The organism is Streptomyces sp. NPDC020898 (assembly GCF_044333925.1).
Classification (GTDB): Bacteria; Actinomycetota; Actinomycetes; order Streptomycetales; family Streptomycetaceae; genus Streptomyces.
The window spans coordinates 229,732-255,040 of the sequence record NZ_JBIRRV010000004.1; the positions used below are offsets into that span (position 1 = coordinate 229,732).

Here is a 25,309-nt window from a genome sequence, read left to right on the forward strand (position 1 = left end):
TGACCGGTGCGGACATCGCCAGGAAAACCTGAGTGAACTCGTGAACAGGCGCCGGGGGCGGGCCGGCTGCTCTGCCGACCGCCGTACCGACCGTCCTACCGGCGGCGCCACCTGCGGCGACGCGACTTGCTGAAGAACCAGCCGGCCGGGGGCTCGTCCGACCGCCAGGGCTGCGGCTCCGGCGCCTTGTCGCGCCACCGCGCCGCGAGCATCCGGGCGCGGGCGGACGGTTCGGCGGTGTCGGCGGAGCGTATGAAGTCCTCGTCGAGGACCAGCTCCCCCCAGGTGTCCCCGGACTCGGACCCGGCGGGTCCGTCGCCCTGTTCCTGGCCCCGGCCCTCTCCCCGTACTGCCTTCCTTGCCATCCCCGTCCTCCTCGCCCCTGCGTCCCCGTTTGTCCAGTGTGCCGGGACACGCGTGAAGTCCCTGTCAAGAAGCCGCCGTCGGGCCTACTCCTCGCCGGTCGGCGTCAGTGTGCGCAGCTTCTGCCCCGCGTACCAGGTGGCGAGGACGGTGACCGCGATCAGCAGGACCGTCGCCGTGGTCAGTCCGACGTCCGAGGTGACCAGTTCGCCGCCCGTGACCTCGTGGCCGACGGCCAGCGCCCACTGCTGGACGCTCAGCGTGCGCGCCCCGGGCACCAGGGAGCCGAACAGGGCCTCCCAGACCAGGGCGTAGACGAGCCCGAAGACCACCGCGTGCCGGGACACCGTGCCGAGCAGCAGGAAGAGCGCGGCGTACGCGATGGAGGCGACCAGCGCGGCGACCGTGTAGGCGACGGCGATCTGCTGGCCGTTGCCGTTGAGGATGAGGCCCGCGATGAACGTCGGCACCGCCGAGAACGCCATGGTGACGCCGATCGCGACGATCAGCTTGGTGAAGATGATCGTGGGCCGCTTGATCGGCTTGGAGAGCAGGTAGACGACGGAGCCGTCGTCGATCTCCGGGCCGATCGCGCCGGTTCCCGCGATGACACCGATGAGCGGCACCATCGTGGCGAGGGCGAGCCCGCCCAGGACGTCCGCCGCGGTCTGGTCGTCGGCTCCGACGAGGACGCGTACGGCGACGGCGATGACGATGAGCAGCAGCGGCAGCGCGCCGAGGATGAGGGCTCGGCGGCGGCCGAGCAGGGCCCGGTAGGTGAGCCGGGCGACTGTGGGGTCGTACATGTTCGGCCTCCTACGCGGCGACGAGATACGAGAACACGGATTCGAGGGACTCGTCGGACGGCGAGACCGTGAGCAGCCGGATGCCGTGATCGCGGGCGACGCGGGGCAGCAGGGCGGTGAAGCGGCCGAAGTCGACGGCCTGGATGCGCAAGGCGCCCTCCGCGAGGTCCACTTCGATGCCGGAGGTGGACGCGTCGGCGATCAGTGCGGCGGCGAGGGCGCGGTCGTCGCTGGAGCGGACGAGGTAGCGGTGCGGGCGGTCGGTCATCAGGCGGCGGATGCGCCGGAAGTCGCCGCTGGCCGCGTGCCGTCCGGCGACGACGACCTCGATGTGGGAGGCCAGCTGCTCGACCTCTTCGAGGATGTGCGAGGAGAACAGGACCGTGCGGCCCTCGGCGCCCATGCGGCGCAGGAGGTCCATGAGCTGCATGCGCTGACGCGGGTCCATGCCGTTGAACGGCTCGTCGAGCAGGAAGAGCGACGGGTCGTGGACGAGCGCGCTCGCCATCTTGACGCGCTGGCGCATGCCCTTGGAGTACGTGGCGATCTTGCGGTCCTGCGCGTACTCCATCTCGACCGTGGCGAGCGCCCGCTGGGCCGCCTTGGCGCCCAGACCGTGCAGCTCGGCGTTGGCGACCACGAATTCCTTGCCGGTCAGGAAGTCGTACATCGCCTCGCGCTCGGGGACGATGCCGATGTGCTTGTAGATCTGCTCGTTGCGCCACACGGGCTGTCCGTCGAGGGTGACGGTGCCGGTGGAGGGGGCCAGGAAGCCGCCCATCATGTTGATGAGGGTGGACTTCCCCGCGCCGTTGGGGCCGAGGAGGCCGGTGACGCCGGGGCCGATCGTCATGGTGATGTCGTTGACCGCCACCACGTTGCCGAACCAGCGCGAGACATGGTCGATGTTGAGCGTGGTCACAGTCCGACCTTTCGGTAGCGGCGCATCAGAAGGCCGTAGCAGCCGGCGACGAGACCCAGGAAGACAAGGAGGAAGACCACGCCTTCACCGGTGCTGGGGCCTACCCCTCCGGGGTAGGCGGACGTCGCGCCCAGGAAGGCCGTCTGCACCCCGTCGATGAGCGTGATGGGCGAGAAGAGGCCGATCCAGGGGACGGCACCGCCGCTGCCCTGCACGTCGGCGATGGCCTGGAGCGTGGACACCGCGCCGTAGGAGATGGTCAGTACGGCGATGACGGCCGCGATACCGAAGCCGCGGCGCGGGGTGACCGCCGAGATGACGAGGCCGATACCGGCGAACAGCAGCGAGAGCAGTGCCACGGAGACGAGCCCCTGGAGGAATCCCTTGGTCTGGTCGGTGAAGTCGAGCTTGGCCAGCAGGGCGCCCACGTAGAGCACGACCAGCGGCACCGCGGTGATGAGGAACAGGGCCGAGGCCAGCGCCGCGAACTTCGCGCGGACGTAGTCCGCGGTCTCGATCGGGCGCGAGAAGTACAGGGGGACGGTCTTGAAGCGCAGGTCGCGGGAGACGGCCTGGGGTGCCTGCGAGGCGACGTACAGACCGATGACCGCCTGCATGACGATCGCGTAGTTCGTGTACTCGACGGGCAGTTCGTTGGCCGTGGTGGCGACCGTGACCGCCACCATGATGGCCGCCGGGACGCACATCACCGCGAAGAGCACCATCGGCAGCACTTTGGACTTGACCGAGCGGCCGAGGCCGTAGGAGCCGCGCAGGGACTGCGAGTAGAGCGATCGCCGGGCGTAGGCCCGGCCGAGGCGCGGGCCGTCGTACGAGCGGTAGCCGATGTTGTGGATGCGGGACTGGGGGCCCGCCTGTGCCGGGGTCTGCTCAACCGCCATGGCCGACCGCCTCCTTTCCCGCGCTGTGCTGTGCGGTGCTCTGTTTCTCGTCGCTGTCGGTGAAGACCTCGGAGATGTGGTGCCTGCGCTGTTCCATGCGCACCAGGCCGAGGCCGAGGTCGGCGACCGTGTCCCGTACGAGGTCGTAGGTGTCCTCGCCCTGGGCGGTGAGCAGCAGGATGTGTCCGGCGCCGGGCAGGCCGCCGCTGCCCTCATGGGTGTCCACCCCGCGCGCGTGGAGCGCCTCGCGCACCGCGTTGGTGCCGTCCGGGTGTTCGTCGGTGTCGGTCACCTCGATGGCGAGGATGGCCGTGGACTGGGTGAAGTCCGTGGTGGAGCTGGACCGCAGGAGTTTGCCGCCGTCGACGACCACCACGTGGTCGCAGGTCCGCTCCAGCTCGCCGAGCAGGTGCGAGGTGACCAGGACCGAGATGCCGAAGTCGGTGTGGATCCGGCGGATCAGGCCGAGCATCTCGTCGCGGCCGACCGGGTCGAGGCCGTTGGTCGGCTCGTCCAGGAAGACCAGCTGCGGGTCGTGGACCAGCGCCTGGGCGAGCTTCACGCGCTGTTTCATGCCGGTCGAGTAGCCGCCGATGGGTCGGTAGCGCTCCTCGTACAGGCCGACATGGCGCAGAGTGTCGGCGGTGCGCTCGCGGGCGGCGGCAGGCGGGAGTCCGGACATGCGCGCCATGTGCACGACGAACTCGGTGGCCGAGACGTCGGGTGGCAGGCAGTCGTGCTCCGGCATGTAGCCGACCCGCTCACGGATGTCGCCGCCCTTGGTGGCGACATCGAGGCCGAGCACTTCGGCGCGGCCCTCCGTAGCGGGAGACAGACCCAGCAGGATCTTGATCAGGGTGGATTTGCCGGCGCCGTTGGCGCCGACGAGTCCGGTCACACCGGGTCCGATGTCCATGGAGAGCCGGTCGAGCGCGGTCACCCGGGGGAACCGCTTGCTCAGGCTTTCGGTCGCGATCACAGTCACGTCCTCGACGGTAGTGGCGCACACCACACCGGTCGTCAACCCGAAGAGCTGTCTCGGCGTCCGACTTCAGGCGTACGGGCCCGTAGGGGTCCCCCTGAGGTCGAACAACCGACGACGGGTTGTCCACATCAGCGCGGTTATCCACAGACAGACGTTCGACTGTTGACGCAGGCTCTAACAAGTGCCAGATTCGCGAGGTCAAGTTACGGGCGCGTAGCGCGGTCGATGGGGACGGTGGGCGGCGGCAATGGCGACGGCGGAGGCGGGCGAACTCACCGCGGAACTGGCCGGGTTCAGGCGGGTGCAGCGGCTGGCGTACGAGTGCGCGGAGGCCGTCGCGGCACGCCTCGAACCGGGGATCACCGAGCGGGAGGCGGCCCGGATGCAGCGGGAGTGGCTGCGTGAGCGGGGTGTGCGGGACTGGTTCCATCTGCCCTTCGCCTGGTTCGGGGACCGCACCGCCTTCGTGAACTTCCGCGTCCCGCTCCAGTTCTTCCCGACCGGCCGCCGGCTGGAGCCCGGGATGCCGTTCATCCTGGACCTCGCCCCGGTCCACCAGGGCTTCGCGGCCGACATCGGCTACTCGGGCTCGCTCGACGGCAACCCGGTGCAGGACCGGCTGATGGCCGACCTGGAGTCGCACCGCGAGCTGATCCTGCGCGAGGTGCGCGAGCGGCGCCCGCTGCGCGAGATCTATGAGGACGTGGACCGCCTCATGGTCCGCCAGGGCTACGCCAACCGGCATCGCGCGTACCCCTTCGGAGTGATCGCGCACAAGATCGACCGGGTGCGGGAACGGCCCTGGTCACCCAGGCTGTTCGGGTTCGGTACGCAGTCCCTGAAGGGGCTGGCGGGCGACGCGCTGCGCGGCCACCGCGAGGGCTGGTCGCCGCTGTGGTCGCCGTACCGCTTCTCCGACCACCCTCCGCAGCCGGGCCTGTGGGCGGTCGAGCCGCATCTCGGATTCCGGGGCACGGGTGCGAAGTTCGAGGAGATCCTGGTCGTCACGGACTCCGCGGACCCGCAGGAGAGCGCGTTCTGGCTGGACGACGATCTGCCGCATGTGCGGCGCTGGGCGGAGGCGAAGTGACGGTCGTGGACCTTGAGGACGCGCAGGAGCGCCGGGTGGAGGACGAGTGACTCTCGACGGAGCGCGTGAGCGCCGGGTGCGGACGGGCGGAATCGAGCTGTGCGTCGCCGAGTCGGGGAACCCGGCGAACCCCACGGTGATCCTTCTGCACGGCTTCCCGGACACCAAGGAGGTGTGGTCGGAGGTCGCCGCGCGCCTCGCCGGCCGTTTCCATGTGGTGGTGTACGACGTGCGGGGCCACGGCCGTTCCACGGCGCCGCGTCCGCTGCGCGGCGGCTTCACCCTGGAGAAGCTGACCGACGACTTCCTGGCGGTCGCGGACGCGGTCAGCCCGGACCGGCCGGTGCACCTGGTGGGACACGACTGGGGCTCGGTGCAGTCCTGGGAGTTCGTCACCGTCGCCCGTACCGAGGGCCGGATCGCGTCGTTCACGTCGATGTCCGGGCCGTCCCTGGACCACTTGGGCCACTGGATAAAGCAGCGCATGAGAAGGCCCACGCCGCGCGCCCTCGCCCAACTCCTCGGCCAGGCCGGCAAGTCCTGGTACGTGTACGCGATGCACACGCCCGTGCTGCCCGAACTCGCCTGGCGCGGCCCGCTCGGCAAACGCTGGCCGAAGATGCTGACCCGCCTCGAACAGGTCTCCACGGACTCCTATCCGACCGCCTCCCTGTCCTCGGACGCGGTCAACGGCCTGTGGCTGTACCGGGACAACGTGCGGTCCCGGCTGAACAGGCCGCGCACGGACGCGTACGCCCACACGCCCGTGCAGCTCATCACGCCCCTGCAGGATGTCTTCCTCTCCGAGCGGCTGTGCGACGGACTGGAGCGGTGGGCGCCCCGACTGACGCGCCGCACGCTCCCTGCCAGACACTGGGTCCCGCGCACCCGGCCCGACCAACTGGCCGCCTGGATCGACGAGTTCGTGACCGCCAACGAGAGCGGACGGCTCCCGAAGAAGGCAACAGGCGCGTACGCGGAGCGTTTCTCCGGCCGGCTCGTCCTGGTCACCGGGGCGGGCAGTGGCATCGGACGGGCCACGGCGTTCGCGTTCGCCGAGGCGGGCGCCCGCGTGGTGGCCGTCGACCGGGATGCCGAAGGCGCGGCGCGCACCGCCGAGTTGGCCCGTCTGGTCGGCGCCCCCGAGGCCTGGGCGGAAACGGTCGACGTCTCGGACGAACAGGCCATGGAGAAGCTGGCCGAGAAGGTCGCCACCGAGTACGGCGTGGTGGACGTACTCGTGAACAACGCGGGGATCGGGCTCTCCGGGTCCTTCTTCGACACGACGCCGGAGGACTGGAAGAAGGTCCTGGACGTCAACTTGTGGGGCGTGATCCACGGTTGCCGCCTCTTCGGGAAGCAGATGACCGAGCGCGGGCAGGGCGGCCACATCGTGAACATCGCGTCGGCCGCGGCGTACCAGCCCTCCAAGGCGCTGCCCGCGTACAGCACTTCGAAAGCCGCGGTGCTCATGCTCAGCGAGTGTCTGCGCGCCGAGCTGGCGAACCAGGGCATCGGCGTCTCGGCGATCTGCCCCGGGTTCGTCAACACGAACATCACAACGACCGCGCGCTTCACGGGAGTCGACGCCGAGGAGCAGGCCCGTCGGCAGAAGCGGACGGCCCGTCTGTACGGGCTGCGCAACTACCCGCCGGAGAAGGTCGCTTCGGCGATCCTGCGTGCGGTGGCGCGTGACGAGGCGGTCGTCCCGGTGACCCCGGAGGCCCGGGGCACGCATCTCATGTCCCGCTTCATGCCGGGGGCGTTGAGGGCGTTGGCGCGGGTGGATCCACCGCTGTGACCGGAAACCCCAAAGAGGAACAAATAGAACTAAGTTGACGAATAGCCCCAAAGCCGCAGGCCAGTTGTCCACAGTTTCTTCAATTCCCCTGTGGATAACTGGACTTGGCTGTGGATCAAACCTCCGGACCAAAATCAAATGCGTGATCACCGTCTCGCCCGGCACCCTTACGGGATGACCGAGAACAGGATGGATGAAAGACGCACCGTGAAGGTGTCGAAGTACCTGTCGAAGCATCTGCGGCACCAGCCGGAGCGGATCGGGCTCACGCTCGACGAGGCCGGCTGGGTCGAGATCGACGAGCTGATCGCCGCGTGCGCCGCACACGGCTTCCGGTTCAGCCGGGACGAGCTGGACCACGTGGTCGCCGCCAACGACAAGAAGCGCTTCGCGATCGACGGCACCCGGATCCGCGCCAGCCAGGGCCACAGCGTCGAGGTCGACCTCGGGCTGCCCCCGGCGACCCCGCCGCCGTACCTCTACCACGGCACGGTGGGCCTCTTTCTGGACGCGATCCGCGCCGAGGGCCTCCGGCCCATGAACCGGCACGCCGTCCACCTCTCGCCCGACCGTGAGACCGCGACCCGGGTCGGCGCCCGCCGAGGCCGGCCCGTGGTGCTCCCCGTGGACTCGGCCGCCATGCACCGCGACGGCCACCTCTTCCACGTCAGCGCGAACGGGGTGTGGCTCACCGAGGCCGTACCGCCGCGCTATCTGCGGTTTCCCAGGCCGCACTGACACCTGACCGCGCTCGGTGACCGCCCGGTGTCATGTTTCACGTGAAACATGACGGCATCTAGGCTTTGAGGCATGAGTCTGCGTCTGAGCACCGTGATCCTGCCGTACCGCCGTTGGCACGAGGGCGGCCGTTCGACCTGGCAGCACGCGGAGCAGCTCGGCTTCCACACCGCGTTCACGTACGACCACCTGTCCTGGCGCACCTTCCGGGACGGCCCCTGGTTCGGTGCCGTCCCCACGCTCACGGCCGCCGCCGCTGTCACCGACCGGCTGCGCCTGGGCACCCTGGTGACGTCGCCGAACTTCCGGCACCCGGTGACGCTCGCCAAGGATCTGATCTCCCTCGATGACGTGTCGAACGGCCGGTTCACCCTCGGCGTCGGCGCGGGTGGCACCGGATTCGACGCCACCGCGCTGGGCCAGGACCCGTGGACACCCCGGGAGCGTGCCGACCGGTTCGGCGAGTTCGTCACCCTGCTCGACAAGCTGCTGGTCGAGGACGGCAAGGACGGCGTCTCGTACCAGGGCGACTACTACTCGGCGCACGAGGTGCGCAACATCCCGGGCTGTGTGCAGCGTCCCCGGCTGCCCTTGGCGGTGGCCGCCACCGGGCCGCGCGGGATGAAACTCGCGGCGCGGTACGGGCAGGCCTGGGTGACGACCGGCGACCCCCGGCTGTACGAGAAGGGCACGCCCGAGCAGTCGGTCCAGGCGCTGCGCGGACAGGCCGAGAAGCTGGCCGACGCCTGTGCCGCGATCGGCCGGGACGTGAACGGGATCGACAGGATCCTGCTCACCGGGTTCACCCCGGACCGGGGCCGCCCGCTGCAGTCCGTGGACGCGTTCGTCGACTTCGCGGGCCGGCACCAGGAACTGGGCTTCACCGAGATCGTGGTCCACTGGCCCATCCCCGACTCCGACTTCGCCGCCGACCAGCAGGTCTTCGAGCGCATCGCCACGGAGGCACCGGCACAGCTGCGCTGACGCTTTCTGCCGGGACGGCCACCCGCCTGTGCGGGCGCCCGCCTGGGTGTGCGCGCACATACGCGAGAATGGCCCGGTGACCTCAGCGACCAGAGAGCCCGAGACCCCCGCCGCCGCCGTCCCGATCCGGCTGATCGCCACCGACCTCGACGGCACGCTGCTGCGCGACGACCAGTCGGTGTCCCCGCGCACGGTCGCCGCCCTGGCCGCCGCCGAGGCCGCGGGTGTCGAGGTCTTCTTCGTCACCGGCCGCCCGGCCCGCTGGATGGACGTCGTCAGCCAGCACGTCCACGGGCACGGCCTGGCGATCTGCGGCAACGGCGCCGCCGTGGTCGACCTGCACGGCGGCCCCGGCGCCCACCGCTTCGTGAAGGTGCGGGACCTGGCCAGGGACAACGCGCTGGACGCCGTACGCCTGCTGCGCGAGGCCGCGCCGGGAACCGTGTACGCCGTGGAGCAGACGTACGGCTTCCACCAGGAGCCGGAGTACCCGAAGCTGCACATGGAGGTGCCGGACAACCTCCAGCCCGCCGAGAAACTGCTGGCCCCGGGCGGGCCGAGCGACGGTGAGCCCGTGCTCAAGATCCTCGCGTACCACCGCACGATCGACCCCGACGCCTTCCTCACCACCGCCCGGCTCGCGATCGGCGACCGTGCCACCGTCACCCGCTCCAGCCCCAGTGCCCTGCTGGAGATCAGCGGCCCCGGTGTCTCCAAGGCCAGCACGCTGGCCCTGTGCTGCGCCGAGCGGGGCATCTCGCACGAGGAGGTCGTCGCCTTCGGGGACATGCCGAACGACGTCGAGATGCTCACCTGGGCGGGCCGGTCGTACGCGATGGGCAACGCGCACCCCGACGTCCTCGCCGCGGCCTCGGGACGGACGGCGCCCAACAACGAGGACGGGGTGGCGGTCGTGATCGAGCGGCTGCTCGCGGAACGCCTCTGAGCCGGCCGGACCGGGCCCCTACAACTGCACCCCGCGCGCCGTCAGCCAGGGTGCCGGGTCCACCCCCGACCCCAGTTCCGGTGTGACGCGTACCTCGAAGTGCAGGTGCGGGCCGGTCGAGTTGCCGGTCGTGCCGGTCTGGCCGATCCACTGCCCGGGGGTCACCCGCTGACCCTGGTCGACGGTGACGGCGGCGAGGTGCGCGTACTGCGTGTAGTAGCCCCCGGCATGCTCGATCACGATCTCGATGCCGAAGGCGCCCCCGCACGACACCGACACCACGGTGCCGGCGCCGACCGCCCGCACCGGCGTGCCGATCGGTACCGCGAAGTCCTGCCCGGTGTGCCCGTTCGCCCAGCGGTCGCCGCCACTGCCGAAACTCGCGGAGAGTTCGTACGCCTCCACGGGCGTGACGTACTCCGGCATGGTCCCGGGGTCCGGCTGGTCGAGCCGGACGGCGCCCCGGCAGGAGCCCGCCGCGACCGAGGCGTCGGCGCGGCCCTGCAGCGTCCAGCGGGCCTCTTCGAGCTTCTCCTCGATCGTCCGCTTCAGCTTGGCGATCTCGCTGTTTTGCCGCTCCAGCGTCTGCCACTGCGCCGCCGCCTTCGCCTCGTCGGCGGCGAGCCGGGCCTCCGCACGCCGGCTCTTGTCGATCGCGTTGTTCACGGCGAGATCGGCCTGCCACACGGCCCGCTGACCGCGCATCAGCTCTTCGGGGTTGTCCGCGAGCAGCATCTGCGCGGTGAGCGGCAGGCCGCCGCCGCTGCGGTACTGGCCGCGGGCGATCCGGCCGAGGTCCTCGTGCAGGACGGCGATGTCGCGCCGTTCGCGGGTGAGGAGTTCCTCGTACCGCCGGGCCCTCGCCCGCTCCACCTCGGCCTCGCGCCGCCCGGCCTCGTACTGCTGGGTCACCACGGCGGCATCGGCGTACAGCCGTGTCACCTGGGTGCTGAGGCCCGAGTCCGTGGCGGAGTCCGGCCCGGGGTCGGCGTCTTCGCCGGAGGCGGCCGTGGGCCGGGCGACCAGGACCGCGAGCGCGCACAGCAGTGCCGGAACGAGCAGCGGGTGACGGCGAGGTGAGCCCATGTCAGCGATCGTGTACCGCAAACCGGCCCGTTTGCCTGTTCAAGTCGTACGCCTGGGGGACCCGTTGCCACGAACGGGTCAGCCGGGGCCGTTCACGGGCTCAGTACGGCGCCTGCCATACGACCGTCGTACCGCCGCCGTCCGAGCCGCTGCCGGGCCCGTGCCGGCTGTCGCCGCCCAGCGACTCGGCACGCCGTTTCAGGTTCCTGAGGCCGCTGCGCCGACCGCCTTGAGGGATGCCGACGCCGTCGTCGGCGACGGTCAGCCGTACGGCCGGCCGGCCGTCGGGCAGGGTCACGTTCGCGTCGACCACGACGTCGATCCTGGACGCCCCGGCATGCCGGAAGGCGTTGGACAGGCCCTCGCGGAGAGCGGCGACGAGATTCTTGCCGGTCGGTTCGCCGACGGCGGTGTCGACCGGACCGGCAACGCGGAGCGAGGGCTTGAAGCCGAGCGCCACGGCAGCCATGTGGACCTCCCGCTCCACCCGGGTGGACAGCTCGGACGGCACCTCGCCGGGGTCCTCCTCCAGGGCGAAGATCGCGGTGCGGATCTCCTGGATGGTGACGTCGAGTTCGTCGACGGCCCTGCCGACCCCGTCCCGTACCTCGGGCGCGACCGGCCCGCGCTGGGCGCTCTCCAGCATCATCCCGGTGGCGAACAGTCGTTGGATGACGAGATCGTGCAGGTCACGGGCGATCCGGTCGCGGTCCTCGTACACCGCGAGGCGCTCCCGGTCGCGCTGTGCCTCGGCCATCATCAGCGCGAGGGCGGCCTGCGCGGCGAACTGGACGGCGAGGGCGCGTTCCGTCTCCGTGAACGCGTGCTCGCCCCGGGCGCGGAGCATGGCGAGGCTGCCGACGACCCGGCCGTCGCTCTGGAGGGGCAGCAGCATGGTGGGCCCGTGGTCGCGGGTGAGGCCGGTCACGTGGGCCAACCGGGGGTCGGTGGCCGCGTCCGCGACGAACACCGGCTCGCCGTCGAGGAGTTCGGCGACGATCTCGCTCTCCGGCGGGAGAATCACGCCGAGCGCGTCCGACGCCGGTTCCGCGTCCACGGCGACGATCTCCAGGCCGCCCTCGTCGGCGGGCAGCAGCACGATCCCGGCCGCGGCCCCGGAGAGCCGGCGGGCCTGTTCGGCGACGATCCGGAGGGAGCCGTCGATGTCGCCGCCGGAGAGCAGCGCGGTGGTCACGGCCACGGAGCCGTCGATCCAGCGCTCGCGCTGCCGGGCGGCCTCGTACAGGCGGGCGTTGCCGATGGCGATGCCCGCCTCGGTGGCCAGCACGCGGACCAGGGTCACGTCGTGCTCGGTGAACGGCCCGCCACCGCGCTTGCCGGCCAGGTACAGGGTCCCGAGGACCTCGCCGTGCACCCGGACAGGGACGTCGAGGAGGCCCTGGCTCAGCAGCGCTTCGTGCCCGTCGGTCAGCCCCTGCGCCCACCGGGCGCTCTCCTCGTCGACGCCGTGGTGGACGAGGTCGGCGAAACCGGCGGTGCCCTCGGCGACGACCCCGATGGCCGCGTGCGCGGCGTCCGTCAAGGCCACCGCCGTCGCGCAGATCCGCTCCAGGGTGGCGTGCAGTCCGAGCCCGCTCCCGACGGCCCGCATCGCCTCCAGCAACTGCGGGACGCACGCGGTCGACTCCGGGGAATGCGGTACGTCGGACATCCCCCGAGCGTAGTTAGTCGCGTTTGCCCCCGAAAGTCGAGCGCAGCGCCCCCTGCCGGGCAGGCGCCTACCCCACCGCCGCCAGCAGCGACAGCTTCTCGGACTCCGCCTCCCGTTCCGCCATCCTCCGCAGCGGCCCGTCCACGGCGACGAGCTCCGAGTACGCCCCCCGCTGCGCGACCCGTCCGCCGTCCAGCACGATCACCTCGTCCACGGCGTCGAGGCCGGCCAGCCGGTGCGTGATGAGCAGTGTCGTACGGCCCTCGGTGGCGGCCAGCAGATCGGCGGTGAGCGCGTCGGCGGTCGGCAGGTCGAGGTGTTCGGCGGGTTCGTCGAGCACGAGCACCGGGAAGTCCGCCAGCAGCGCCCGGGCGAGCGCCAGCCGCTGCCGCTGCCCGCCGGACAGCCGCGCCCCGTGCTCGCCGACCAGCGTGTCGAGCCCGTCGGGCAGCGACTCGGCCCAGTCCAGCAGCCGCGCCCGCGCGAGCACGTCCCGCAACTCGCCCTCGGTCGCGTCCTTCTTCGCCAGCAGCAGGTTCTCGCGGACGGAACTGTCGAAGAGGTGCGCGTCCTGGGCACACAGCCCGACCAGTCGCCGTACGTCGTCGCCGTCCAGCGCGTACGCGTCCACTCCGCCCAGCGTGTAGGAGCCGGTGTCCGCGTCCAGGAACCGCAGCAGGACCTGCGCGAGCGTCGTCTTGCCGGACCCGGACGGGCCGACCACGGCGATCCGACGCCCTTCGTCGAGGGTGAGGTCGAGCCGGGCGAGCGCGTCCCGGTCCTGTCCGGCATGGCGGGCGGCCAGTTCCTGGAGAACGACCGGGAAGGGCGACAGCGGCGCCGGCTGCGGCTGTTCGGGTTCGCGTACGGGCTCGGGCGCGTCCAGGACCTCGTACACGCGCTCCGCGCTCCTGCGCACCCGCTGCCGGTACCGCGCGGCGAGCGGCAGCCCGAGGACGGCCTCGAAGGCGGCCAGGGGAGTGAGGACGACCACGGCCATCGTCACGCCGCTCAGCGCCCCGTCGGCGACGCCCTGGGCGCCCACGAGGGCGGTGGCCGCGACGGTGAGTCCGGACAGCAGCGCGGTGAGTCCGTCACCGAGCGCGGTGGCGGTGGCGGCGCGCGAGGCGATCCGGGTGAGTTCGGAGTCGCATCGCCGCACTTGCCCGGTACGTCCGTTCAGGGCGCCGGCGACCGTCGACTCGGCGGTTCCGGTGAGCAGGTCGGCCACGTGTGTCGCGAGTGCCCCGCGGGCCGGGGACAGCCTGCGCTCCGCGCGCCGGGCGACGGCACTGGTCACGAGCGGGACGCCGACGCCGGCCGCGAGCAGCCCGGCCGCGAGCACGGCCCCGGCCTCGGGCAGCAGCCACGCCGTGAACCCGACGGAGGCGGCGGACACGACGAGCGCGGCCCCGGCGGGCAGCAGCCAGCGCAGCCAGTAGTCCTGGAGGGCGTCCACATCGGCGACGAGCCGCGACAGCAGGTCCCCGCGCCGGGTCGTCCGCAGTCCGGCGGGCGCCAGCCGCTCAAGCCGCCGGTAGACGGCGACCCGGGTGTCGGCCAGCATCCGCAGCACGGCGTCGTGCGACACCAGCCGCTCGGCGTACCGGAAGACGGCCCGCCCGATCCCGAAGGCCCGCGTGGCCGTCACGGCGACCATCAGATACAGCACGGGCGGCTGCTGCGAGGCCCGCGAGATCAGCCACCCGGAGGTCGCCATGAGCCCCACGGCACTGCCGAGCGCGAGACTCCCGAGCAGCAGCGCGAGTCCGAGCCGGCCGTGCCAGGCGCCGGACATGGCCCGCACCCGCGCGAGCACACCACGTTGCCCTGCGGGAGCCCCGGAAACGGCTTCCGCATCGCCGAACACGGGCACCTGCGCGCTCTCCCGATGGCCCACGAGCAGCCCATCTCCGCCGGCAGCCCCGAACGCACTGTCCGGTTGCCCGGAACCAAGCAGGTGAGCGGGCCCGGCAGCCTCCTCCAGGCGCACCACCCGGTCCGCCACTCCCAGCAGCGCCGGCCGATGGACGACCAGCAGTACCGTCCGCCCGACGGCAAGGCGCCGCACGGCGGCCACGACCTCGGCCTCGGTCTCCCCGTCCAACGCGGCAGTCGGCTCGTCGAGCAGCAGCACGGGCCGGTCCGCGAGGAACGCCCGGGCCAGCGCGAGCCGTTGCCGCTGCCCGGCGGAGAGCCCGGCCCCGTCCTCACCGAGCACCGCGTGGACGCCCTCGGGCAGCGCGTCCACGAACGCCAGCGCACCGGCGTCGGCCAGTGCCCGCCGTACGGCGGTGTCGTCGGCGTCGGGGCGGGCCAGCCGTACGTTCTCGGCGATCGACCCGGCGAACAGATGGGGCCGCTGCGGCACCCAGGCCACCCTGGAGCGCCACTGCTCCAGGTCGAGGCCGGCAAGGTCGGCGCCCCCGACGCGCACCCGCCCTTCCGTCGGTTGTACGAACCCGAGCAGCGCGTGCAGCAGCGTCGACTTGCCCACACCGCTGGGCCCGACGAGCGCGACCGTCTCGCCGGCCTCCACCGCGAAGGACGCGTCTGTCACCGCGTCCGCCGACCGCCCGGGGTACCGGACCGTCACGCCCTCGAAGGCCACCCCGCCCTCCGGAACCGCCCCGGTCCCGGATGCCGGCACCGGCGTCTCCAGGACGGCGAAGATCTCCTCGGCCGCGGCCAGCCCCTCAGCCGCCGCGTGGAACTGGGCGCCCACCTGCCTCAGCGGCAGGTACGCCTCGGGCGCGAGGATGAGGATGACGAGCCCGATGTACAGGTCCATCTCGCCGTGCACGAGCCGCATACCGATGGTCACCGCGACCAGCGCCACGGACAGCGTCGCCAGCAGTTCCAGTGCGAAGGACGAGATGAAGGCGATCCGCAGGGTCCGCATCGTCGCCTGCCGGTACTCGCCGGTGATCCGCCGGATCGAGTCGGCCTGCGCCTTGGCCCGGCCGAACACCTTCAGCGTCGGCAGACCGGCCACGACATCGAGGAAATGGCCCGACAGCCGGGACAGCAGCCGCCACTGGCGGTCCATCCGGGACTGGGTCGCCCAGCCGATCAGCACCATGAAGACCGGGATGAGCGGCAGAGTGCCGACGATGATCGCCGCCGACACCCAGTCCTCGGTGACGATCCGCGCCAGCACCGCCACGGGCACCACCACCGCGAGCCCCAACTGCGGCACATAGCGCGAGAAGTAGTCGTCGAGCGCGTCGACCCCCCGGGTCGCGAGGGCGACCAGCGACCCGGTCCGCTGCCCGCTCAGCCACCCGGGACCGAGTGCGACAGCCCGCTCCAGCAACCGCCCGCGCAGTTCCGACTTCACCGCCGCGCTCGTCCGGTGCGCGGCCAGCTCGGTGAGCCAGGACACGATCGCCCGGCCCCCGGCGACCGCCACCAACAGCAGCAGGGGCGTACGGAGTTCAGTGACCGACAGCCTGTGCTGGAAGGCGCCGACCACCACCTCGGCGATGAGCATGGCCTGCGCGATGACCAGCCCCGCGCCGACGGCACCCAGGCCGACGACCGCCAGCAGGAAGCGGCGCGTGGCACCGGCGTACCGGAGGAGCCGCGGATCGATTGGTTTCACGTGAAACACACCCTTCGGTCCAAGGGGACGGTTTCACGATGTTTCACGTGAAACATCGCGAAACCGTCCCCCGCAGACAAAGCGACTCAGTGCGCGGCTTCGGCGAGGTGCTGCGTGCCGATCCGCTTGCGGAACACCCAGTACGTCCAGCCCTGGTAGAGCAGAACCACGGGAGTGGCGATCCCCGCACACCACGTCATGATCTTCAGCGTGTACGGGCTCGACGAGGCGTTGGTGACCGTGAGGCTCCAGTCCGGGTTGAGCGAGGACGGCATGACGTTCGGGAAGAGCGTCAGGAACAGCATCGCGACGGTGGCCACGATGGTGACCCCGGAGAACGCGAACGCCCAGCCCTCACGTCCCCTCTGTGCCGCCCCCAGCGCCACGAGAAGCGCGACCACGGCCACGATCGTCGCGGCCAGGGAGCCGCTGTCGCCCTTGTCGGCCTGGGTCCAGGCCAGGAAGACGAGCGCGGCGACGGCGGCCACCAGTCCGACGCGAACCGCCAGCTTCCGTGCCCGTTCCCGGATGTCCCCGACGGTCTTGAGGCCGACGAACACCGTGCCGTGGAAGGTGAACAGCGACAGGGTGACCAGGCCGCCGAGCAGGGCGTACGGGTTGAGCAGGTCGGCGAGACTGCCGACGTACTCGAAGTCGGCGTCGATCTTCACCCCACGCGTGATGTTGGCGAAGGCCACGCCCCACAGGAACGCGGGCAGCAGGGAGGTCCAGAAGATCGCGGTCTCCCAGTTGCGCTGCCAGTTCTCCTCGGGGCGCTTCACCCGGTACTCGAAGGCGACGCCCCGCACGATCAGGCAGACCAGGATGAGCAGCAGCGGCAGATAGAACCCGGAGAAGAGGGTGGCGTACCACTCGGGGAAGGCGGCGAAGGTGGCGCCGGCCGCCGACAGCAGCCACACCTCGTTGCCGTCCCAGACGGGCCCGATGGTGTTGATCAGGACCCGCTTCTCCGCCCGGTCGCGGGCGAGCAGCTTGGTGAGGACGCCGACCCCGAAGTCGAAGCCCTCCAGGAAGAAGTAGCCGGTCCACAGGACGGCGATGAGGACGAACCAGACGTCGTGAAGTTCCATGGCGATTCCAGCTCCCTGGGCCTAGTAGGAGAAGGCCATCGGCTTGTCGGCGTCCTGTGGGTCGCCGCCGATCTTCGTGGGCGGGTTGAGGTCGGCCTCGGTCAGTTCGGGCGGCCCGGCCTTGACGTACTTCACCAGGAGCTTGACCTCGATGACGGCGAGGATCGCGTACAGCGAGGTGAAGACGATCATCGAGGTGATGATCTCGCCCTGCGAGACCCCGGGGGAGACCGCGTCCCGGGTCTGGAAGAGGCCGTACACGACCCACGGCTGGCGGCCCATCTCGGTGAAGATCCAGCCCCAGGAACTGGCGATCAGCGGGAAGCCCAGGGTCAGAATCGCGATGCGCCAGTACCACTTGGTGAGCGCCGGACCGAGCGCCTTACCCGGCAGCAGTGAGAGGTGCGGCACCTCGCCGTCGCCGACCCGTAGATGCTGCGGCAGCATGAACTTCTTGCGGGTCAGCCAGAGCCCGAGCAACCCGATCGCGAAGGACGTCATGCCGAAGCCGATCATCCAGCGGAAGCCCCAGTAGGCGACCGGGATGTTGGGCCGGTAGTCACCGGGCCCGAACTTCTCCTGCTCGGCCTTGTTGACGTCATTGATGCCCGGGACGTACGAGCTGAAGTCGTCGTTGGCGAGGAAGGACAGCAGGCCGGGGATCTCGATGGCGACCTTGTTGTGGCCGGCGTCGACGTCGCCATAGGCGAAGACGGAGAAGGGCGCGGGCGCCTCGCCGTCCCACAGGGCCTCGGCGGCGGCCATCTTCATCGGCTGCTGCTTGAACATGACCTTGCCGAGGAAGTCCCCGCTCACCGCGGTGAGCAGACCGCCGATGACTACGGTGACCAGCCCGAGCCGCAGCGAGGTCTTCATCACCTCGATGTGCTTCTTGCGCGTCAGATGGAAGGCGGCGATGCCGACCATGAAGGCGCCACCCGTGAGGAAGGCCGCGGTAAGGGTGTGGAAGACCTGGGTCAGCGCGGTGTTCTGGGTGAGAACCAGCCAGAAGTCGGTGAGTTCGGCGCGCCCCTTCTGCTCGTTGATCCGGTAGCCGACGGGGTGCTGCATCCAGGAGTTGGCCGCGAGGATGAAGTACGCCGACAGGATCGTGCCGATCGAGACCATCCAGATGCAGGCCAGGTGGATCCTCTTCGGCAGCTTGTCCCAGCCGAAGATCCACAGCCCGATGAAGGTGGACTCGAAGAAGAAGGCGATCAGCGCCTCGAAGGCGAGCGGGGCACCGAAGACATCGCCGACGAAGCGCGAGTAGTCGGACCAGTTCATGCCGAACTGGAACTCCTGCACGATGCCGGTGACGACACCCATCGCGATGTTGATCAGGAAGAGCTTGCCCCAGAACTTGGTGGCCTTGAGGTACTTCTCCTTCTCCGTGCGCACCCAGGCGGTCTGCAGGCCGGCGGTGAGCGCGGCGAGGGAGATCGTCAGCGGGACGAACAGGAAGTGGTAGACGGTGGTGATGCCGAACTGCCATCGCGCCAGGGTCTCCGGCGCCAAAGCGATGTCCACTTCTCCTCCTTACGTGCCGTGGTCGTTGCGGCAGTCTGCCCCGGTTGCCACCCGCACGAGAGGAACAAACGGGACACGCTTGTGAACGCGTTCACATTCACAAGCAATTATGGCGCATGCCCGTTCGAGCGAGGAGAGGTGGGGGTCGATAAGCCGCCCCGGGCGGCCCGGAACACGCGGTTCCAGCCGCCTGCGGACACAAAACGGCACGTCACCCATGGTGAGTGACGTGCCGCACATGGTCTGCCCGAGAGGGCCGGAGCAGGGCTCCGGCCGGGCTAGAGCTCCTTGCGGAACCCCTCCGCCGTCTTCAGGAAGATGTCGTTCGCCTCGGTCTCCCCGACCGTCACCCGAACCCCCTCGCCCGGGAACGGCCGTACGACCACCCCGGCGCGCTCGCACACCGCCGCGAAGTCCACCGTGCGCTCCCCCAGCCGCAGCCACACGAAGTTCGCCTGGGTATCGGGCACCGTCCAGCCCTGGCCGCGCAGGCCGTCGACCACGCGGGTGCGCTCGGACACCAGTGAACCGACCCGGCCGAGCAGCGCGTCCTCGGCCCGCAGCGAGGCCACCGCCGCGTCCTGGGCGAGCTGGCTCACCCCGAACGGCACCGCCGTCTTGCGCAGCGCCGCGGCCACCGGCTCGTGCGCGATCGCGAAGCCGACCCGGAGCCCGGCGAGCCCGTACGCCTTGGAGAAGGTCCGCAGCACACAGACGTTCGGCCGGTCGCGGTAGAGCATGACCCCGTCCGGCACCTCGAGATCGCGGACGAACTCCTTGTACGCCTCGTCGATCACCACCAGCACATCACCGGGCACCCGGTCCAGGAAGCGCTCCAGCTCGGCCCGCCGTACGGCCGTCCCCGTCGGGTTGTTGGGGTTGCAGACGAAGATCAGCCGGGTCCGGTCGGTGATCGCGTCCGCCATCGCGTCAAGGTCGTGCACATCCCCCGGCGTCAACGGGACCTTGACCGACGTGGCACCGCTGATCTGCGTGATGATCGGATAGGCCTCGAAGGACCGCCAGGCGTAGATCACTTCGTCGCCGGGCCCACTGGTGGACTGGACCAGCTGCTGCGCGACCCCGACCGAACCGGTGCCGGTGGCGAGGTGCGTGACCGGCACGGCGAAACGTTCGGCCAGCTCGTTCATGAGCCCCGTGCAGGCCATGTCCGGGTAGCGGTTGAAGGCACCGGCCGCCGCCGTCACGGTCTCCAGCACACCGGGCAGCGGCGGGTAGGGGTTCTCGTTCGAGGACAGCTTGTAGGCCACCGGACCGTCGGCCGCGGCCGGCCTGCCCGGCTTGTAGGTGGGGATACCCGCCAGCTCCGCGCGCAGCTTGGGGCTCGTCTCGCTCACCACAGTCCTCCTCGTGACCACCACCGGCTCAGCACGGCCACCCGCCGCCGGTTACCCGGTTCCAATGCTTCTCACCTTATGAGGATTCGCCGCCGCCGCGTACGGGTCGGACACGTCTGCCGCGCTCGGCGAGGTCGGCCCCACCGGCCCTGCCGACCCCAGCAACCTCACAGGCACCCCGCGCAACACCGTACAAAATTGCATCAACTGGGGGGCGCGTCACGCTTATCAGCATGCGCCGGTGGCTCACGCCGTGGCGCGCATCCCTCGTAGTGGTGAGTTGAGACCTCTTCGAAACATCGGTCACTTGGCAGGCCTATGCGCGCCGACAAGTCACGTAGGGCAGTAATATCGTTCAACTGGCTTTCTTTCTGAGGCAGTTGATGATTGTTGACCATGCAGAAACGTGCCTGTCAACGGCTGCATATGCGTCCGCACTACCCCACCGCATGAGCCCTACTATCGGCTCGCCATGACAGCAGCAGGGAAGCAACAGGTGAGCCGCGCGGAGACAACCCGACGAAACGGTCGGCCGGGCCGGGCAGGCATCAGAGACGTGGCTGCCGCCGCCGGGGTCTCGATCACGACCGTCTCCGACGCCCTCAACGGGAAGGGCAGGCTCCCGGACGCCACCCGACGCCATGTCCGTGAGGTCGCCGACCGGCTGGGCTACCGCCCGTCGGCCGCGGCCCGAACCCTCCGTACCGGCAAGTCAGGACTGATCGGCCTGACCGTGACGACGTACGGGGATGAACCTTTCACCTTCACCGAGTTCGCGTACTTCGCGGAGATGGCGAGAGCCGCCACCTCGGCCGCGCTCGCCCGGGGCTACGCCCTGGTCATCCTCCCCGCGACCTCGCGCCACGACGTGTGGTCCAACGTCGCCCTGGACGGCACGGTCGTCATTGACCCGTCCGACCAGGACCCGGTGGTCACCGAACTGGTCCGGCAGGGTCTGCCGGTCGTCTCCGACGGCCGCCCGGCGGGCTCGCTGCCGGTCACCGCGTGGGTCGACAACGACCACGAGGCGGCCGTCCTGGGCATCCTCGACCACCTGGCCGCCGCCGGCGCCCGCCGGATCGGCCTCCTTACGGGCACCTCGACCGACACGTACACCAACCTCTCCACCACGGCCTATCTGCGCTGGTGCGAGCGGGTCGGCCAGGACCCGGTGTACGAGGCCTACCCGGCCCACGACCCGTGCGCGGGCGCCTTGGCCGCCGATCGGCTGCTGGCCCGTCCGGACCGTCCGGACGCCGTCTACGGCCTCTTCGACCCGAACGGCACCGACCTGCTGGCCGCGGCCCGCCGCTACGGCCTGCGCGTACCCGACGACCTCCTGCTGGTCTGCTGCAGCGAGTCCACCGTGTACGCCACCACGGAGCCGCCGATCACCACGCTCTCGCTGAAACCGCGCCGCATCGGCACGGCGGTGGTCCAGCTCCTGATCGACGCCATCGAGAACCTCGATTCGGACCTGCCGGTCGAGCAGGTGATACCGACGGAACTGATCGTGCGGACGTCCTCGCAGCGCCGTCCGCCGCGTACGACGGTCAGTCCTCCCCGATCGCCCGAGGAAGGGTGACCGGGCCTGCGCGGGGCGGGTTCCCGGAGGGCGGGGCCGTACGAGGGGTCGGCCCCGCAGGGGGAACGGGAGCCCGACCCCGTTCAGGGTTCAGGAATGCGGGGCACCGGCGTCGGAACGGTTCGCGGGTGGGTGTGGGTGTTGGCGTGGATGCGTTGATCGTACGAATCAGGGGAGTCCGGGGCGGGTCCCGTACGGGAAAGCCCCTCCGAATCGGGGCGAAAGCCGCGGTGAACTGGGCCCCTTCGCCGATTCACCACCCCTGGGTCATCACATGGCGCGATCCGCATTCCTATGATGGGCCCACGACACCGCGGGCCGCTGCGACCAGGCAGTCCGATGCGGTGCAGATGCGGCGCGATGGTGGAGGGGTCGATGACTCAGGGGGCCGGTCAGGGACCCGAGGTGACGCGCACGGCGACGTTGCGCGACTTCCGGGTGCCCGCGTACGTCCATGAGACCGGTCCGTACGCGCACGGCACCGAGGTCCCGGAGGCTCGGGAGACCTCGGCGGGCGCGTCGGGCGCGGAGGCCCTGGCGGACGTGGAGGAGTACCCCGACGGGTACACGCCCACGCAGCGGGACCTGCCCGTCATCAACCGCGGTGACACGCTTCAGGTGACCGTCGACCCCGCCGCCCCGGCCGCCGACGGCCCGGGACCTCTGTTCGTCGTCGGGGACGTCCACGGCTACCTCGCCGAACTGGTGGGCGCACTCCAGGAACAGGGCCTGATCGACAGCGAGAGCAACTGGTCCGCGGGCACCGCCCGGCTCTGGTTCCTCGGCGACTTCACCGATCGCGGCCCGGACGGCATCGGCGTCATCGACCTGGTCATGCGGCTGTCCGCCGAGGCAGCCGCGGCCGGCGGCTACTGCAAGGCCCTCATGGGCAACCACGAGCTGCTGCTCCTTGGCGCCAAGCGGTTCGGTGACACGCCCGTCAACTCGGGCGCGGGCACGGCCACCTTCCAGGCGGCCTGGCTGCTGAACGGCGGCCAGAAGACCGACATGGACCGGCTCCAGGACCACCATCTCCAGTGGATGGCCCGCCTCGACGCGATCGAGGAGGTCGACGGCCACCTCCTCGTGCACTCGGACACCACCGCCTACCTCGACTACGGCGACTCGATCGAGGCGGTCAACGACACCGTCCGCGAGACGATCACGCGCAACGACGCGGACGAGGTGTGGGATCTGTTCCGCAAGTTCACCAAGCGCTTCTCCTTCCGCGACGAGGGCGGTGCCGAGGCCGTTCGCTCCCTCCTCGACATGTACGGCGGCACCCGCATCGTCCACGGCCACAGCCCCATCCCGTATCTGGTGGGCGATGTCGGCGCCGAGGACGACGGCGAGGACAACTCCGGTCCGAACATCGAACATCCGCATGTCTACGCCGACGGACTCGCCATCGCGATGGACGGCGGCGTGACCATGGCCGGAAAACTGCTGGTCCAGGAACTTCCGCTGGATCTCTGAGGGATATCCGAGCCCTCCCCGGGCAGGCGTCCTGCGACGAGGGACAGCACCCGACGGGGGACAGTCACACGGCATTTTCTTCAAACCCCCTGTCACCGCACACCTTCGCCGCTCTACCATCGGCTTATCCGTAGCAGGCTCCCCTCCGTTTCTGCCCGACGGCTCGTCAGCATGCCGAGCCCCAAGCCCTACGGAGCATCGGGGGATGCACATGAACAGCGTTCCGCAGCACCTGCTGAGCGAGGACCGCCAGGAATACGAGCGGATCCTCGATGAGGCGCTGCGCTCCGCCCCACACCGCCCGGAACTGGCCGCCGTCGGTCAGCGGCTGAACCCCGAACAACTGCGGACCATGGCGCTCAACGCCACCGCGCTCATCACGGTCGCCGCGGCGGCCGAATACCAGCACTATGTGAAGGTCCGCGACGAAATGCGCCACCCGGCGCCGTCCGCCCCGTCGTCCGTCCGCGAATCCGGTTCCACCGAGCCGGGCACGAGCGCGGTGGGGTTCGCGACCACCATGGGTGAGACCGCCGTCGAGACCACCGGGGCGGGCGCCGTCGCCGTCGTGGCGGTCCTGGCTCCGGTTCTCGCCGGCACGGCAGCGGCGATCTTCCTGCTCGTGGGCTACATCCTCAAGATGCTCGACCCCGAGCCGGCGTTCGCCCAGACCATGCTCACCACCGGATGGGTGTTCGGTGCGGTGACCGCGGCAGCGATATTCGTCGCCGCAGTCGGCCTGCTGCTCACCGCCCTGCGCAACAGCCCGGACGCGGAGGAGGCCGGGGCGTACGGCGAACTGACCGGGGAAGTGGCCCAAGCCAGGGAAGTCTGGCGCGAGGCCCTGCTGGAGCGCGGCATCCTGCCGTTCCTCCGCGAGGCCCTCGCCCACTCCGATTCGTCGGCCGCCAGCCGCAAACCGACCCCGGAACCCACCACCGGCCGTATGCCTCACCTCGGCTACAACCGGCCCGGTTTCAGCAGCCCCGACGACAACGCCTCAACCGGCCACCGCCCCAGCTACACCAGCCCGGACTTCAGCAGCCCGGACTTCGGAGGCCCCGACCACCCGCCGGAATGACACCCCGCCCCGCCGTTACGGACGCGGGGCGGCACATGGGACTCAGGTGGAACGGGCGGCTAGAGCCGCCTGACCACCTGGGCCTCTGCGCGTTCGACCGGCGTACGGCCGTGGACGTGGACCAGGGCCAGGTGGAACAGAGCCGGTGCGAGCGGCGCCCACCGGTGGATCCGGTCCGCGTGCAACAGGAACCTGGCGACTTCTGCCGGGCGGAACGGCACGTAGTCGATCGTCTGGTGTTCCCAGCGGTCGGCGACGCCCCGGCTCATCCGGTCCCGGAGCCCCTCGCTGGTGAGCTCCTTGAGGCGGGCGTAGAAGTGGGCGCTCCAGTGGCGCCGTTCCACGTCCAGCACGAAGGCGAGCAGGACGAGCGAGTACTCGTGGGACTCCAGCGACAGTTCCTCACGCATCCCACGGCGAGCCACCGCGTGGAGGTCCGGCGCATTGCGGCCGGCGGAATCTATGTGCCGTGACATCCCTTCGTTGACGGACGAGTTCCACACCCCCGGCGCCATCCTGACCCGCTCGCTGCGACGGGTGACGACCAGCAGCTCGTCAGCGGTCACCACGGCGACGTTGACCGCGAAGCTGCACTGGAGGAACGCCGGTGCGGCGAGCGGATCGTCCGGGTCGAGATAGCGGCTACGGGGTGTCGTACCGTCCGGGAGACGGCGGTCGAGCTGCTGCGCGGCGAGGAACGTGTAGTAGTCGGTGGACTTCAGACGTATGTGGACCTCCGGATGCTCGGCCAGGGCCGTACGGGAGATGCCGAGCGACTCGACCGCGTAGCGCGGGCCGTTCCACACGGGCGTCCGGCCCTCCACCCGCAGCCGCTCGCTCTCCACCTCGATCTCGTCCCGCCAGCCGGCCATGTCCTCGGGGAGCGTGACCTCCTGGTCGAGCACATGCACATGCACGTCCTCGGGGGCGATCGGCACGTCACCGTCCCCTTCGACGATCAGGGCGGAGGTGTGCAGGGGCCCGAGGGAGAACGACCGCCAGGCCGGGCTGCTCTCCTCCCGCCTGCGCAGCCCCCGCACCGCGCTGCCCCACCGTTTCCGCAGCCGGAACCAGGCATCCTGCAACGGCTGTTGGAACAGCGTCGCGAACACGATGCCGAGTACGGCTCCCACCACGCCATTGCCCACGTCGATTCCGCCCATGGCACGGAGGTTAGAGAGGAACGATCAAGGAACGGGGGTTCTTGTCCCTTCCGTTACCGCTCGCACCGGAACCCTCCGCGATCCTCCCTGCCCACCCGTGACCGCCCGCGTCTCCGAGACGCCCTG

20 protein-coding genes are annotated in these 25,309 nt (G+C 70.4%); 8 read left to right on the forward strand and 12 right to left on the reverse strand.

Features of this window, described 5'->3' with window-relative positions:
* Positions 1–95: 95 nt before the first annotated feature.
* The 5 genes from ACH4TV_RS15460 to ACH4TV_RS15480 all read right to left on the reverse strand — a co-directional run bounded on the left by ACH4TV_RS15460 (position 96) and on the right by ACH4TV_RS15480 (position 3,978).
* Positions 96–365 (reverse strand): hypothetical protein, encoded by a 270-nt coding sequence (locus ACH4TV_RS15460; protein WP_398398165.1) that lies wholly within the window; start codon positions 363–365, stop codon positions 96–98.
* Between the two features lie 84 nt (positions 366–449).
* On the reverse strand, positions 450–1,169 hold the full coding sequence (locus ACH4TV_RS15465; protein ID WP_398398167.1) for an ABC transporter permease subunit: 720 nt from the start codon (positions 1,167–1,169) through the stop codon (positions 450–452).
* A gap of 10 nt (positions 1,170–1,179) precedes the next feature.
* Entirely contained in the window at positions 1,180–2,091 is a 912-nt protein-coding gene (locus ACH4TV_RS15470) for an ABC transporter ATP-binding protein (protein ID WP_398398168.1), read from the reverse strand.
* On the reverse strand, positions 2,088–2,993 hold the full coding sequence (locus ACH4TV_RS15475) for an ABC transporter permease (RefSeq protein ID WP_398398170.1): 906 nt from the start codon (positions 2,991–2,993) through the stop codon (positions 2,088–2,090). The genes ACH4TV_RS15470 and ACH4TV_RS15475 overlap by 4 nt, the downstream gene beginning before the upstream one ends.
* The gene (locus tag ACH4TV_RS15480; protein WP_398398172.1) at positions 2,983–3,978 is read right to left on the reverse strand and encodes an ABC transporter ATP-binding protein; all 996 of its coding nucleotides are present in this window, start codon (positions 3,976–3,978) and stop codon (positions 2,983–2,985) included. The genes ACH4TV_RS15475 and ACH4TV_RS15480 overlap by 11 nt, the downstream gene beginning before the upstream one ends.
* A 247-nt stretch (positions 3,979–4,225) precedes the next feature.
* Between ACH4TV_RS15480 and ACH4TV_RS15485 the strand changes: the two genes are divergently transcribed.
* From ACH4TV_RS15485 to ACH4TV_RS15505, 5 genes are all read left to right on the forward strand, one after another.
* Complete coding sequence (locus tag ACH4TV_RS15485; RefSeq protein WP_398398174.1) at positions 4,226–5,068, forward strand: M24 family metallopeptidase; 843 nt, start codon at positions 4,226–4,228, stop codon at positions 5,066–5,068.
* 46 nt (positions 5,069–5,114) lie between these two features.
* Complete coding sequence (locus ACH4TV_RS15490; RefSeq protein ID WP_398398175.1) at positions 5,115–6,869, forward strand: SDR family oxidoreductase; 1,755 nt, start codon at positions 5,115–5,117, stop codon at positions 6,867–6,869.
* A gap of 174 nt (positions 6,870–7,043) precedes the next feature.
* The gene (locus ACH4TV_RS15495; protein ID WP_398398177.1) at positions 7,044–7,607 is read left to right on the forward strand and encodes an RNA 2'-phosphotransferase; all 564 of its coding nucleotides are present in this window, start codon (positions 7,044–7,046) and stop codon (positions 7,605–7,607) included.
* 72 nt (positions 7,608–7,679) lie between these two features.
* On the forward strand, positions 7,680–8,591 hold the full coding sequence (locus ACH4TV_RS15500; RefSeq protein ID WP_398398179.1) for an LLM class flavin-dependent oxidoreductase: 912 nt from the start codon (positions 7,680–7,682) through the stop codon (positions 8,589–8,591).
* A gap of 76 nt (positions 8,592–8,667) precedes the next feature.
* Positions 8,668–9,537 carry a Cof-type HAD-IIB family hydrolase gene (locus ACH4TV_RS15505; protein ID WP_398398180.1) on the forward strand — a complete coding sequence of 290 codons (870 nt, stop codon included), beginning with the start codon at positions 8,668–8,670 and terminating at the stop codon, positions 9,535–9,537.
* 18 nt (positions 9,538–9,555) lie between these two features.
* Here ACH4TV_RS15505 and ACH4TV_RS15510 read toward each other — a convergent pair whose 3' ends face one another.
* The 6 genes from ACH4TV_RS15510 to hisC all read right to left on the reverse strand — a co-directional run bounded on the left by ACH4TV_RS15510 (position 9,556) and on the right by hisC (position 19,878).
* Positions 9,556–10,623, reverse strand: coding sequence for a M23 family metallopeptidase (locus ACH4TV_RS15510; protein WP_398398182.1), 1,068 nt, complete (start codon positions 10,621–10,623; stop codon positions 9,556–9,558).
* A 100-nt stretch (positions 10,624–10,723) separates the two neighbouring features.
* The gene (locus tag ACH4TV_RS15515) at positions 10,724–12,295 is read right to left on the reverse strand and encodes a GAF domain-containing sensor histidine kinase (protein ID WP_398398184.1); all 1,572 of its coding nucleotides are present in this window, start codon (positions 12,293–12,295) and stop codon (positions 10,724–10,726) included.
* 67 nt (positions 12,296–12,362) lie between these two features.
* Complete coding sequence (gene cydD / locus ACH4TV_RS15520) at positions 12,363–15,899, reverse strand: thiol reductant ABC exporter subunit CydD (RefSeq protein WP_398398186.1); 3,537 nt, start codon at positions 15,897–15,899, stop codon at positions 12,363–12,365.
* 86 nt (positions 15,900–15,985) lie between these two features.
* A complete protein-coding gene (cydB, locus tag ACH4TV_RS15525; protein WP_398398187.1) occupies positions 15,986–16,990 on the reverse strand; it encodes a cytochrome d ubiquinol oxidase subunit II in 1,005 nt (334 codons plus the stop codon).
* Positions 16,991–17,011: 21 nt separating this feature from the next.
* Positions 17,012–18,520, reverse strand: coding sequence for a cytochrome ubiquinol oxidase subunit I (locus ACH4TV_RS15530; protein WP_398398189.1), 1,509 nt, complete (start codon positions 18,518–18,520; stop codon positions 17,012–17,014).
* 278 nt (positions 18,521–18,798) lie between these two features.
* On the reverse strand, positions 18,799–19,878 hold the full coding sequence (hisC, locus tag ACH4TV_RS15535; protein ID WP_398398191.1) for a histidinol-phosphate transaminase: 1,080 nt from the start codon (positions 19,876–19,878) through the stop codon (positions 18,799–18,801).
* Between the two features lie 472 nt (positions 19,879–20,350).
* On the opposite strand from hisC, the gene ACH4TV_RS15540 reads away from it, so the two are divergent.
* The 3 genes from ACH4TV_RS15540 (at position 20,351) to ACH4TV_RS15550 (ending at position 24,020) form a co-directional block, all read left to right on the forward strand.
* Positions 20,351–21,463, forward strand: a complete 1,113-nt coding sequence (locus tag ACH4TV_RS15540) for a LacI family DNA-binding transcriptional regulator (protein ID WP_398398193.1) — start codon at positions 20,351–20,353, stop codon at positions 21,461–21,463.
* A 375-nt stretch (positions 21,464–21,838) separates the two neighbouring features.
* Complete coding sequence (locus ACH4TV_RS15545; protein ID WP_398398194.1) at positions 21,839–22,939, forward strand: metallophosphoesterase; 1,101 nt, start codon at positions 21,839–21,841, stop codon at positions 22,937–22,939.
* A 205-nt stretch (positions 22,940–23,144) separates the two neighbouring features.
* On the forward strand, positions 23,145–24,020 hold the full coding sequence (locus ACH4TV_RS15550) for a hypothetical protein (RefSeq protein WP_398398196.1): 876 nt from the start codon (positions 23,145–23,147) through the stop codon (positions 24,018–24,020).
* A 59-nt stretch (positions 24,021–24,079) separates the two neighbouring features.
* Here ACH4TV_RS15550 and ACH4TV_RS15555 read toward each other — a convergent pair whose 3' ends face one another.
* On the reverse strand, positions 24,080–25,183 hold the full coding sequence (locus ACH4TV_RS15555; RefSeq protein WP_398398198.1) for a hypothetical protein: 1,104 nt from the start codon (positions 25,181–25,183) through the stop codon (positions 24,080–24,082).
* Between the last annotated feature and the right edge of the window lie 126 nt (positions 25,184–25,309).